Raw genomic sequence first — 13,453 nt, forward strand, 5'->3', positions numbered from 1 at the left:
AATTTTTGCTAGGTTTTTTTCACTAGATTTTGTAAAGGTTCGGCAAGCCAATTACGATTTTTGGGTGAAATTTTTCCTTCATAGCGGTCAAAAATCTTTTGTAGATCTTCATCATAGTTTCCACTTGGGTCTAAGTGACCTAAGCAGTGAATCGTTTTATGGTCATAATCAAAAGAAAACATCACAATTGGAATATTAGCTTTTGCGGCAATATGGTAAAAACCACTTTTCATTTTTTTTGCTTTTTTACGTGTGCCTTCGGGCGCCATCCCAATCCAGATCTTGTCATATTTTTGAATCGTGGCGACGACTTGTTCAGTTAGTCCATTGGCTGTGTCACGTTTAACTGGAATAACACCCGCCCAATCTAACGCCCGTTTAAAAGGTGGTTTAAAAAGAGCATCTTTACCCAAAACAGTAATCTGGATACCTAATCCGAAAATAGCAAGAAAACCATACCACCCATCAATGTTAGACGTATGTGGTGAAATAATTGCAACTGCTTTTGGATAATTAGGAATTTCGCCTTCAATTGTCCAACCTTGCGCTAAAAAAAGTTTTTTAAATAGTGCTCGGCTTAACGCAGTGCCGCGTTGAGGTACCAAATGAGGTAAATTAGGGAAATGTTGATCCATATTTTTTTAAATTTTAACTTGTCCTTGTTTAATCTTAATCTTTTGAAATATATGCTTCATTGGCAAAATGTAAGAACAACATGACATTTGATGTTATTCCTCATTAAAGAAATAAAAAGTAGGTATCTATGTGGCGGCAGCAAAACCTGTATCTTCTGCTATTTTCCTTATATTGGGCACAAGGGTTGCCTGTGGGGTTTATGACCCATACCTTACCCGTTATTTTAAGGGCGCAAGGTGTGTCACTCGCCCATATTGGTGGTTTTGGCTTACTCATGTTGCCTTGGTCAATCAAGATATTTTGGGCGCCGTGGGTTGATCGACATGCGCTTTCACGTTTAGGGCACTACCGCAGCTGGATTTTACCTACTCAGTTTTTGACTGTGGGTGTACTTTGCATTTTGTCTTTTTTCCCCATTCAAGCTTTAGACCAGCCTATTTATCTATTTGCCTTTTTTATTTCGCTTCTTTTAATGAACTTAACAGGAGTAACACAAGATATTGCAACCGATGCTTTGGCGGTTAATTTGTTGAAACATGACCAGCAACATTGGGGAAATACATTTCAGGTGATTGGTTCCCGACTAGGTTTTATTGTTGGGGGAGGCGCCGTACTTTGGTGTTTAGACTGGTTGACATGGCAACCCACTTTTTTGCTATTAGCGGCTTTGGTATTTTTAAACACTTTACCTGTTTTATTATTTAAAGAACCTAAACACAATTCTCATTCAAATAATGAACCTCAACTTAATCAACAAAACTTAATCATAAAGATTAAGGCCTACTTGAGTTATTTCTCTCAAAATAAAGAGCTTCGTTCTTGGTTGGTTGTACTTATTAGTTTTAAAGTAGCAGATGGTTTAGCCGGACCACTACTTAAACCTTTAATGGTTGATATGGGGCTAAGTTTTACTCAAATTGGCGTTTATATCACGATGCTCGGTGCTGTAGCGGCACTGGCAGGGGCGGCAATTGCAGGTTGGCTGCTTAAATACTTCTCTAGACCTACGGCCTTAATTGTTTTTTCAGTATTTAAAATCATGAGTTTAGCTGCCTATGCCTATTTAGCTTATGCTTACGAACAAAAAATTCAACTGAATGTTTGGGCTATCTATACAGTCAATGCTTTAGAGGATGCATTCTCGGCAATGTTATTGGTGGTTATGTTGACCTTAGTCATGCACTACAGTCGAAAAGAATATGCAGGGACAGATTTTACCTTTCAGGTTTCAGTCATGGCGACTGTGAGTGGAGGGCTTTATAGCTTGAGTGGTGTGTTTGGAGATGCACTTGGTTATTTCCATTATTTGATAGCTATTGTCATTATTGGCACTGTTACTTTGCTCCCTATTTCCCTCTGGAAACATGCAAAACTACAAGAAAAATAATGTTAACTAAATGAAATAAAGAAATTTAATATCGATTAAGGAGTGATCTAGTCATTATCTACTACCTTTGTCTATGTTTTTAAAAATGTATGTTTTTAGCTATTTAAATGCTCTATTAATTGTGCCATCTTGTTTGAGTAGCAAATGGAAGCTAACTGGAGTAAAAATGGATTTCGTTAACAAGAAAAATCATGTGAATCAATTAAAATGGGTAGAAAAATGTTCAAGTAGATTGGATATTAGCCTAAAGTCTAAAAAAGAATAATGAAATAACGATTTAATCATTCTATAAGATAAGAGAGTTGTGTAGGATTCGTTACAACATGAAGTTAAGGTAAAAATCTGTAAGTCAAAGTATGTTTTTTATGTCTTTGGTTATTGGTTTTGGTCTTGCATAACGTTGAAATTGGTTTTGGTTGCGGTAATAAAATTAATGTAACCAAAGTGGAGGAGAGTTGATTTTTTAGCCCCTTAATTTAATGGCGTAAATCAACTTGGCATGGATAGGCAACATAAAATATATTTTTGGAGTTTTTGATGGATCTATTCCTTAATCGTAAATCTTTCGTTGTTAAAAGTTTAGCTCTTACAGTTACAGCTTTAATGATGAGTGGGGCACATGCTGCGACTTCCGACAAAGCGGAAATTCAACAGCTTCGTAAAGAAGTTGAAGCTTTAAAAGCTTTAATTCAACAACAAAGCCAAGTGCAGCAACAACAGCAGCAAGTACAGCAACAACAGCAAGTACAGTTAGCTGAAGTTAAGGCACAACCAGTTGCTGCACCAGTTTCGCCGTTAGCAGGTTTTAAATCTAAAGCTGGTGCTGATGTGAACCTATATGGTTTTGTTCGTGGTGACGCTAACTATATTATTGAAGGTGCGGATAACGACTTCGGTGATGTAAGTAAGTCAGATGGTAAAACACACGATAAATTACGTGCGACAGGTAAAACAACACGCCTTGGTTTAGATTTTACTGCTCCAGTAAATGATGCCAAAGTTGGTGGTAAAATCGAAGTCGATTTTGCTGGCTCAACAACAGATTCAAATGGCTCATTGCGTATTCGTCATGCTTATTTAACATATAACAACTGGTTGTTTGGTCAAACAACTTCGAACTTCTTGTCTAATCATGCACCAGAAATGATCGACTTCTCGACCAACATTGGTGGTGGTACTAAGCGTCTACCTCAGGTACGTTATAACTACAAGTTAGGTCCAACTACACAATTATTTGTTTCTGCTGAAAAAGGTGATAGTACTACTTCGGTAACAGGCGATAGTATTAAGTATAGCCTACCTGCATTAACTGCTAAAATCACTCAAGGTTATGCAGAAGGCAGAGGTTCTGCTTCAGCTCGTGTTCTAGTAGAAAATTATAAATCACAGCTTGCTGATGATGATAAAATTGGTTGGGGCGTAGCTGTCGGTACTGACTTTAAAGTGTCTGATCCTTTAAAACTCTTTGCTGACGCATCATATGTTGTTGGTGATAATAGTTACTTATATGGCAGTAACACTCCTTACGCAGTAGAAGGCAATTCTATTGAGCAAAATGAATTTGTAGCAGTACAAGTGGGTGGAACTTATAAGATTTTACCTAACTTACGTTCTACTCTAGCGTATGGTGCACAATTCGCTGATGACGGTACTGATTTTGCAAGATTAAATGCATCTGCGAATGAAAAAGTTCAACAAGCATGGCTTAACGTGATTTATACGCCAGTTAAACCAATTGATTTGGGTCTAGAGTATGTAAATGGTAAGCGTGATACCTTTGATGGTAAGTCTTACAAAGATAACCGTGTTGGTTTAATGGCTAAATATAGTTTCTAAGAACAATATTTAGTTAAAAATTAAAAAAGACGAGGTTAAATCTAACCTCGTCTTTTTGTTAGAAAAATTTTTAAAATAAGTGTTTTTTTAAAGTATCTGTCTTAGATCATTTTTTATTTAAGTCATTTTTAAGTTTCAATTTCTACAGTAAAGCATCATAAAAAGATTGTAGTTCCCCAAGATGCTGAATTTTTTTTCTATATTAAAAAATAAACAGATTTCACTGTTTATGTTTAATTTCATTATAGCCATTTGGTTAGGTGCAATTCTAAATATTGGTTTTTATAATAAAGTACATCTTTTAACTCCATATTTTGGAGTAAAGGCTATTCTATTTTTAGCTGCTACAGTGGTTATTGTTGTTGCTGCTTATTATGCGCTCTTACAAATTTTAAATTGGAAATGGACTGCCAAATTTTTTGCAATTTTGTTGGTCTTCATTGGTGGTTTTAGCTCTTATTTTGTTAATACGTTAGGTGTAATCATCTCGCCTGATCAGATTCAAAATATGATACAAACAGATGTATCTGAAGTTTCTGATTTAGTTTCATTACGGTTTGGACTTTGGACAGTTTTCTTTGTAGTTTTACCTATTATTTTAATTACTCAAGTATCGCTTAAAAAAGAAAAATTCTCTCATTTATTGTTGAAAAAAGTCGGCTCAATTGTCGCTTCTTTTGCAATTGTCGGTATTTTGCTATTTACTTATTATGTCGATTTTGCTGCGATTTTTCGTGAACATCGTGATTTAAAAGGCATGATTTCTCCTCAAAATAGTATTTCTTCATTAATGTCTTATTATCATAAGAAGGCACCCAAGAAGAACTTACCATTAATACATTATGGTGAAGATGCTCATCAAGTTCAGGCAGTACAAAAGAACCTGCCTAAATTAATGGTACTGGTTGTCGGAGAGACAGCTCGTGCGGAAAGTTTTTCACTGAATGGTTATGCCAAAAATACAAATCCAGAGCTTTCTAAACAAGATATTTTGAATTTTTCTCAAGTTAGCTCATGTGGTACAGCAACTGCTGTTTCAGTTCCATGCATGTTCTCTGGCATGCCACGTGTTGACTATGATGAGCAATTAGCAAGTCATCGTGAAGGTCTATTGGACATTGCAAAGCGTGCGGGTTACCAAGTGACTTGGATTGATAATAATTCTGGTTGTAAAGGTGCTTGTGATCGTGTTGAGCAATATCAAATATCAGAAAAGTTAAAGCAAAAATGGTGTAAAGATGGCGAATGCTTCGATGATATTTTAATTGATAGCTTAAATGAGTATTTAGCCACTATTCCTAAAGAAGATACGCGTCCACGACTCATTGTTTTACATCAAGTCGGAAGTCATGGTCCAGCTTATTACAAGCGTGCACCTGCGTCATATCAACCGTTTAAACCGACTTGTGATACTAATGCGATACAGGGCTGCTCTCGAACAGAGTTATTAAATAGTTATGATGACACGATTGTGTATACAGATCATGTGTTAAGTCAGATGATTAATAAACTAAAAGAATTATCGAAATATCAAACAGGTTTATGGTATTTATCTGATCATGGTGAATCAACTGGTGAACATGGTTTATATTTACATGGTTCACCGTATGCAATCGCACCGAGCCAACAAACACATGTACCAATGATTATGTGGTTTTCCGATAGCTGGAAACAACACAATCTTGCACAAGTGAGTTGTTTAGGCCAACAAACTAAAGAAAAGTTAAGTCAGGATAATTTATTCCCAAGCTTATTAAGTTTGTTAGATGTAAAAACTCAGGTCATCAACCCTCAACTGGATATGCTGCACTCTTGTGCCCATGTGAATTAAAGCGAGCCTAGAACATGACAAAAATCTTGATGATTGAAGATGATTTTATGATTGCAGAGTCAACAATAACGTTGCTGCAATATCATCAATTTGAGGTGGAGTGGGTCAATAATGGCTTAGATGGTCTGGCTCAGTTGGCTAAAAATAAATTCGATTTAATTCTTTTAGACTTAGGGCTGCCTATGATGGATGGCATGCAGGTCTTAAAGCAAATTCGCCAAAGGGCAGCAACTCCAGTTTTAATCATTTCTGCACGAGACCAGTTACAAAACCGCGTAGATGGATTAAACCACGGTGCAGATGATTACTTGATCAAACCATACGAATTTGATGAGTTACTTGCTCGTATTCACGCGCTATTACGCCGTAGTGGGGTGGAGGCTCAGCTTGCGAACCATGAGCAACTATTACAAAGTGGCGATCTGGTTTTAAACGTTGAACAACATATTGCAACCTTTAAAGGGCAACGGATCGATTTGTCGAATCGTGAATGGGCGATTCTTATTCCTTTAATGAGCCACCCAAATAAAATCTTTTCTAAAGCAAATCTTGAAGATAAGTTATATGATTTCGATAGTGATGTGACCAGTAATACAATTGAAGTATATGTGCATCACTTGAGGGCTAAACTTGGGAAAGACTTTATTCGAACTATTCGAGGGTTGGGTTACCGTTTAGGGCAATCGTAACTTAAATTTTGGAACTTCATAATAGTGCATTACTCATTAAAAAAACGACTGATTTGGGGCACCTCAATTTTCAGTGTCATCTTAGGTTGTATATTAATTTTTAGTGCCTATAAGGTTGCACTTCAAGAAGTTGATGAAATTTTAGATACTCAAATGCAGTATTTAGCAGAGCGAACAGCTGAATATCCATTGAAAACAGTAAGTAGTAAGTTCGATTTACACAAAACTTATCATGAAGAAGATCTATTTGTAGACATTTGGGCTTATAAAGATCAGGCCCATTTATCTCATCATTTACATCTGTTGGTTCCACCTGTCTCACAAGCTGGTTTTTACTCGCATAAAACTAGCCAAGGCGTAGTGAGAACTTACGTTTTGCCTTTAAAAGATTATCAGATTCAGGTAAGTCAACAAGAGCGAGTTCGTGAAGCTTTTGCTTGGGAACTTGCAGGAAGTATGTTTATTCCCTATCTAATTATTTTGCCATTTGCGATTTTTGCTTTAGCCGCGATTATTCGCCGAGGTCTAAAGCCGATAGATGACTTTAAAAATGAACTGACTCATCGTGATTCGGAAGAATTAACGCCAATTGAAGCTTTAGACTATCCTCAAGAATTATTGCCTACTATTGATGAAATGAACCGTCTGTTTGAACGTATATCTAAGGCTCAAATGGAACAAAAACAGTTTATTGCAGATGCTGCTCATGAATTACGAACTCCTGTCACAGCCTTAAATTTACAAACTAAAATTCTAATTAGTCAGCTTCCTGAGCACGAGTCTTTGCAAAATCTGAGTAAAGGATTAGCACGTATTCAGCATTTGGTCACACAGCTTTTGGCTTTGGCTAAGCAAGATGTTTCTTTAAGTGTGATTGAACCGACCAAAACTTTTCAACTCAATGATGTCGCTTTAAATTGTGTTGAACAGCTGGTTAATTTAGCTATGCAAAAAGACATTGACCTAGGGTTTGTCCGTAACGAACTGATTGAAATGCATAGTATTGAGCCAACAGTACACTCAATTATTTTTAACTTAATTGATAATGCGATCAAATATACGCCTCATGAAGGAATGATAAATATTTCAGTTTTTACTGCTACAGATGGCGATGCATGTATACAAATTGAAGATAGCGGTGCAGGTATTGACCCTGAACATTATGATAAAGTTTTAAAACGTTTTTATCGTGTACACCACCACCTTGAAGTGGGTAGTGGCTTAGGTTTATCAATTGTTGACCGAGCGACTCAGCGTTTAGGTGGAACTTTGACGCTAGATCGAAGCTTAGAGCTTGGCGGGCTTTCAGTCTTGGTTAAACTGCCTAAAACTCTACATAGTCATGAAACAAGAGCTTGATTTATACAAGTTCTTGTTTGATTCGTTTTTCAAATTCAAAGCGGTGAATACAAATCCTGTAAAATAAGATATTTACTGCCCAAACGATCCAGCCTGTCCATAAATTGTGGCTCAGGAAATGGGCACCACGCATCATTTGCCCCCAACCCATCATAAAGCCTAAGATGATGCCAGCGATAAGATAAAAATAGGCACGTTTAGGTTGCTCAAGACGATAAACAAAATAGCCTGTCATTAAAATAAAGCCTGCGCTTGCATGACCACCTGGAAAGCAATGACCATGTGTAGAGGTAAAGTCCCACACATAACTTAAAGCAGTCGGATGAACCATATTCCAAGGGCAAGCGTGAGCAGATTGTGATTTTAATAAGCCAACTATACCGCTACCAATCATGCTCACAAAAAACATATAGCCATATTGCCAGCGATAAAGCTTCAATTTTTCTACTTTGAATGACGCAATCCACAGACCTAAAAAGATGACATAAACGGTAGTGATGATTTGCTTTACGATTTCATGGTTAACCCTTACAAGGTACCAATTGTCCCGATTAAAAAAATGACCTGTTGAGTCCATCCAAGGGTGGATGAAATACATATCAATTTTCCCACCCACCGGAAATATAAATAAAAGTATAAAAAAACTAATGGCAAGAAAAATAAGCTGAAGTTGAAAAAAATGTTTTTGTTGGTTCATTGCCATGCAACATCAAAAGGATTGTGAGTTAAAGGCATTACATAAAATAAAACTTAAATTGTTCTTAAACTAAACAAAATTTAATGTTTAATTAACGTTACCTTCTGGAAATATTATCAATAATTCAGAGATATATATTATTTATAGAGAATATTTAATGTCTTTTATCAATTTGGGTGCGTGATGACTTTTTAAAGTAATGATAAGCAGGACGTTTTGATCCTGCTTATCAAGCATTGAATTAGAACATACCTTCTTCAGAATTTGCAGAAATCTTATGAATGGATAAATCGGCACCTCTAAACTCATCTTCTTGTGATAAACGAATACCAATGGTCGCTTTAAGTAAGCCGTACACAATAAAGCCGCCAGCAAGTGCAATGGCAATCGCAAGTGTTGTACCAATGAGCTGTGAGGCAAAAGACACACCGCCTAAACCACCCAGCCACTTTTGACCAAATAGACCCACTGCAATACCACCAAATGCACCACACACACCATGTAATGGCCATACCCCCAACACATCATCAACTTTGAGTTTGTTTTGTGTATAGGTAAATAGGTACACAAACATCGCACCGGCTGCACCACCAATAACAAGCGCGCTGATTGGATGAACAATGTCAGACCCCGCACAGATTGCGACTAAGCCTGCAAGTGGACCGTTGTGTAAGAAACCTGGGTCATTTTTACCAATCGCATTTGCTGTAATTGTTCCGCCAACCATTGCCATGAGTGAGTTAATGGCAACTAGACCAGAAATAGCATCAACACGCTGAGCACTCATCACGTTAAAGCCAAACCAGCCGACAATTAAAATCCATGAACCAAGCGCTAAAAATGGAATAGAAGATGGTGGGTGAGCACTTACGCGACCATCTTTCTTATAACGACCAGAACGTGCACCTAATAAAATGACCGCAGCAAGCGCAATCCAACCACCCATAGCATGCACAACAACTGAACCAGCAAAGTCATGAAAAGCTGCACCAAAGGTGGTTTCTAACCACTTTTGCAGACCATAGTTACCATTCCAGACCATGCCTTCGAAAAATGGATAAACCAGCGCAACTAAAGCGAGTGTTGCAATTGCTTGTGAACGCATTTTTGCACGTTCGGCAATACCACCTGAAATAATGGCAGGAATTGCCGCAGCAAAAGTGAGTAAAAAGAAACAACGCATGAGGTTGTAGCCATGATCACTTGATAAAACCGTACCATCATGGAAGAAATGCTGACCATAAGAAATATAGTAGCCAACAAAGAAATATGCGATTGCAGAGAGGGCAAAGTCAGTCAGAATTTTACTCAGTGCGTTCACCTGATTTTTATGGCGAACCGTACCAAGTTCCAAGAATGCAAAACCTGCGTGCATGGCAAGAACCAAAACAGCACCAAGTAATAAGAAAAATAGATCTACATTTTGCATAGCATGCTCGAAAAAAGTGCTAAATTCCATTTTGGAACAAATCTGGGTCTGTAAATTGCACCAAAATAGATTTAAGGAATCTAAAAACCTAAGTTTGTCGAAACAAACTCAATTGCATAAAAGTGAATATGCAATAAGCGCACCAATTTAGATTGGATAATGGGATTTTGACGACAAATGGTGCGTTGAATTGCTCGAGATAAGGGCGATACTCACGCTTTTATGTTAAAAATCATCTAATGCGCTTATAAATTGACCTAAAAAAGTTCGTTATTAAAATTTAAAAGAGTTGTTTGTATTTGAACTAATGATCCGACCAAACTTCCTGAGCAACTTCAATAAATGCTTTCACAGCTGGACTCATATGCTTTTGATTTTTCACTGCGAGTCCAATAGAACGCTTAAGATTCGGTTTAAAAGGGCGTTTGACTACATTTGGATAGAGTGAGAGCAATTCTTTGGTAATGACCATATCGGATACAATGGAAACACCTAACTGGTTGTGAACCATGCTAACGATACTCAAAATTTGTGACACATAAAATTTGATATCTGGTTTAACGTTAAAGTTTTTTAAAATTAATTCGACCTGATGTCTACTACTTGCCATTGTCATGATAAAAGGGCAGTTTTCTAGCTGTGCTGGATCAATATAGAGTTGTTGTGCGAGCGGGTAACCATTTGGAATTAGGGCAACAAAACGATCTTCAATTAAGGGGAATGTATCGAACCGCTCATCTGGCATAATCAAGAAACCGACTTCTATACGCCGTTCCAATAACCATTGAGCAACTTCTTTATCCTCACCTTCATCAATATAAATTTCGATTTTAGGGTAGCGCTGCCGAAAGCTTTCTAAAATTTCAGGCAATAGATAAATGGATGATGAAGCCCCAAAAGATCCGATATGTAATGTGCCTTCATTTAAACCATGGATCGCAGCCACTTCTTTTTCTAATGTATTAGAAATACTCAATAGCTCTTTTACATGGGTGAGTAACTGTTGACCTGTAGTGGTGAGTTCAATATCACTTTGGGATCTTGAAATGAGGTTAATGCCCCATTGTTGTTCTAATGACTTAAGCGCATGAGAAACTGCCGATTGTGAAATTCCCAGCTTTTCTGCTGTAGCAGTAAAACTTTTTAGTTCAGCAATGAGTGCAAAAATTTCAAGCTGGGTAAATGTCATGTTGTACTTATTATGAGTAAAAACTCATTTTATCATGAGTTTTCATTATCTTTAATATATGAGAAAGCCAAAGGAATTGCCAAAAATAGCAAGTCCTTCAACCAAACTCGAGTAAAGAAATGAATAGCATTGTTTTATCTCTATTTCCTTTAGTTGCATTAATTGCATCGGGATACCTGTTTAAAAAATATCGTTTTTTTAGCGATGAGTTTTGGGCTGGGGCAGAGAAGCTCAATTACTATATTTTATTTCCCGCTCTGCTTTTTAGTACGTTATCGACCACAAAAATTGACTTACAAAGCTTGAGTACAGCTATCATTGCCATGTTGATTGTGGTGTTAGCTGTGACCATTTTCATGTACATACTCCGAATGTTTTGGCATATACCGCCTGCACGTTTTGGTGTGCACGTACAAAGTATGGTTCGCTTTAATACCTATATTGGTTTGGCTCTAGTCACTTCGCTTTTTAAAAGTGAAGGAATGGCAATTCTGGCAATTTTATTGGCGCTTTGCATTCCACTTGTGAACGTTATTTCGGTGCTTGCTCTAACCTCTAAAGAACACATGGCGATTAAGCCTGTTTTGATTGCGCTCCTTAAAAACCCGTTAATTGCATCGTGTGTGGTTGGGGCAGCAGTCAATGTACTTCACATCCCGATTTGGGACGGCATTGCTAACTTTATTAAACTTTTTTCAGCATCGAGTTTACCACTGGGTCTGTTATGTGTGGGCGCAGCTTTACAGTTTATGCAAATTAAAAAAGATATTGTCGTGTTGGCGGCAGACACGTTTGCACGACTTTTAGCAGTGCCTGCTTTAGCCTATGTGGTCTGCATGTGGTTTGGTTTACCAAGCTTACAAACACAGATTTTAGTGATTTTCTTTGCGCTACCCACAGCTTCTGCATCATACATTTTAACCAAAGTTTTGGGTGGGGACAGCCAACTCATGGCAGCAGTCATCAGCTTTCAAACTTTATGTGCTGCCGTGACTTTACCAGTAGTGATTTGGTGGATCTCTTAAGATATAAACATTTAGGTAAGACACGTTCTATTTTCTGAAAATTAATAAGCTGATTCTGACTTAAGGAATCCTTTGCTACCCTCCTTATCTGATTATTGCTACACTTTTTTCTTTTTCAGGTGGATGAGTATGTCCTTTGATCTCAAAGTGAGCTTGCAGCAAAGGTCTGAACCGTCTGCACAGCAGAAAAAACTGAATCGCCTGATTGATAAAATAGAACAGCAAAAAGTTAGCTTGAGTACATGGCAAAATGCGCAAGCTGAGATTCAACAGCACATACGGCAAAAATTGATGCCTGTGTATAGCGATTTGCATGTAGTGCTATTTCAGCAGTTGGACCAACTTTGGAATATGTTGCATAGCCACGAGTTTTCCAAAGCGGATATGCAACAACTAGACGGAAAAATTGCCCAGCTCGCCCAAATTTTGAAGCGCTCAAAAATGTTGTCTGCTGAACAATTAGAGCTAGTGAAGCAAATCGATACCTTTTATCAGCAACATGTGGGGGAATCGGCAAAAAAGAATAAAAAAGCTCAGTCAATAAAATTTGAATATGAAGAAAGTACTGATCAAAGTGCAGAATTTGATGAAGACTTTGAACAGTATGCTGCCGAGCAACAACAAGCGCGTGAACAAGCCAAACAGCAAAGACAACAACACAAACGTGAACAAGCCGAGCAAATGGTAGCCCAGTCGTTAAAAACAGTTTATTTAAAAATTGCCGCGATGATTCACCCAGACCGTGAGCAAGATGAAACAAAGAAAGAAGAAAAAACTGAGCTGTTCCAGCAGGCAAGTCAGGCCTATGAAAAGCAGGATTTTTTTTATTTACTCAAACTCCAGTTACAGCTTGAACAGAATAAAGGGCTAGGTGCTAAAGAACTATCTGCCGAACAGTTGCGGTTTTATAAACTGGCTTTAGATGCACAAAGTCAGCAGCTTGAAAGCCAAATTGCTAAGATTTTGGATTCTTTTCAGTTAGCTAAGAATGTGAAAGCAGAGCATGTGCATATCAGCGATGTTTATAAAGCTATAGATGCTGACTGTACTGAATTAAAACAGCAATTGAAGTGGGAAAAGGAACGTTTAAAGCATATGAAAAAGGTGAGTGGGATAGAGATGATGTTGGAGCATGGGGGTCTTTAATTTATTATATAATCTTATTGAAATAGCTAGCTGATGACAGTAATGATTAGCTTTCCGGTTCATTTGATGTCGTTACTTTGCTGATAATAATTTGTAGAGTTAGTTTTAATAATCTGGTGGCTATTCAACATAGCTCTAAAAATAAATAAGATAGGCTTTTTCCTAGATTTACAGATGAGATTTTATTTTAACTTTATGATATAAATATATATTTTATATATTAGTTTCA

General features: G+C 37.3%; 12 protein-coding genes. 8 read left to right on the plus strand and 4 right to left on the minus strand.

The annotated features are described in order from the left end of the window. Positions 1–8: 8 nt before the first annotated feature. On the minus strand, positions 9–635 hold the full coding sequence (locus tag BMW38_RS13390) for a lysophospholipid acyltransferase family protein (protein WP_005049928.1): 627 nt from the start codon (positions 633–635) through the stop codon (positions 9–11). Positions 636–763: 128 nt separating this feature from the next. Between BMW38_RS13390 and BMW38_RS13395 the strand changes: the two genes are divergently transcribed. The 6 genes from BMW38_RS13395 to BMW38_RS13420 all read left to right on the plus strand — a co-directional run bounded on the left by BMW38_RS13395 (position 764) and on the right by BMW38_RS13420 (position 7,738). Continuing rightward, positions 764–2,023 (plus strand): MFS transporter, encoded by a 1,260-nt coding sequence (locus BMW38_RS13395; protein WP_213031164.1) that lies wholly within the window; start codon positions 764–766, stop codon positions 2,021–2,023. A 73-nt stretch (positions 2,024–2,096) separates the two neighbouring features. Then, a complete protein-coding gene (locus BMW38_RS13400) occupies positions 2,097–2,288 on the plus strand; it encodes a hypothetical protein (protein WP_092708901.1) in 192 nt (63 codons plus the stop codon). 272 nt (positions 2,289–2,560) lie between these two features. Next, positions 2,561–3,859, plus strand: a complete 1,299-nt coding sequence (locus BMW38_RS13405; RefSeq protein WP_092708904.1) for a DcaP family trimeric outer membrane transporter — start codon at positions 2,561–2,563, stop codon at positions 3,857–3,859. A 181-nt stretch (positions 3,860–4,040) separates the two neighbouring features. Next, on the plus strand, positions 4,041–5,690 hold the full coding sequence (locus tag BMW38_RS13410; RefSeq protein ID WP_092708907.1) for a phosphoethanolamine transferase: 1,650 nt from the start codon (positions 4,041–4,043) through the stop codon (positions 5,688–5,690). Between the two features lie 14 nt (positions 5,691–5,704). Then, complete coding sequence (locus BMW38_RS13415) at positions 5,705–6,379, plus strand: DNA-binding response regulator PmrA (protein ID WP_002116411.1); 675 nt, start codon at positions 5,705–5,707, stop codon at positions 6,377–6,379. 24 nt (positions 6,380–6,403) lie between these two features. Further along, a complete protein-coding gene (locus tag BMW38_RS13420) occupies positions 6,404–7,738 on the plus strand; it encodes an ATP-binding protein (protein ID WP_092708911.1) in 1,335 nt (444 codons plus the stop codon). 1 nt (position 7,739) lies between these two features. Here the strand turns inward: BMW38_RS13420 and BMW38_RS13425 are convergent, their stop codons facing one another. The 3 genes from BMW38_RS13425 to BMW38_RS13435 form a co-directional block, all read right to left on the minus strand. Continuing rightward, positions 7,740–8,435, minus strand: a complete 696-nt coding sequence (locus BMW38_RS13425) for a phosphatase PAP2 family protein (RefSeq protein WP_092709001.1) — start codon at positions 8,433–8,435, stop codon at positions 7,740–7,742. A gap of 241 nt (positions 8,436–8,676) precedes the next feature. After that, a complete protein-coding gene (locus tag BMW38_RS13430; protein WP_092709004.1) occupies positions 8,677–9,864 on the minus strand; it encodes an ammonium transporter in 1,188 nt (395 codons plus the stop codon). A gap of 304 nt (positions 9,865–10,168) precedes the next feature. After that, positions 10,169–11,053, minus strand: a complete 885-nt coding sequence (locus tag BMW38_RS13435) for a LysR family transcriptional regulator (RefSeq protein ID WP_092708914.1) — start codon at positions 11,051–11,053, stop codon at positions 10,169–10,171. 119 nt (positions 11,054–11,172) lie between these two features. Between BMW38_RS13435 and BMW38_RS13440 the strand changes: the two genes are divergently transcribed. Continuing rightward, positions 11,173–12,078 (plus strand): AEC family transporter, encoded by a 906-nt coding sequence (locus BMW38_RS13440; RefSeq protein ID WP_092708917.1) that lies wholly within the window; start codon positions 11,173–11,175, stop codon positions 12,076–12,078. Between the two features lie 129 nt (positions 12,079–12,207). Continuing rightward, positions 12,208–13,224, plus strand: a complete 1,017-nt coding sequence (locus BMW38_RS13445; protein WP_213031165.1) for a molecular chaperone DnaJ — start codon at positions 12,208–12,210, stop codon at positions 13,222–13,224. The last annotated feature ends 229 nt before the right edge of the window (positions 13,225–13,453 follow it).

The organism is Acinetobacter sp. yr461, from assembly GCF_900110445.1.
GTDB lineage: Bacteria > Pseudomonadota > Gammaproteobacteria > Pseudomonadales > Moraxellaceae > Acinetobacter > Acinetobacter calcoaceticus.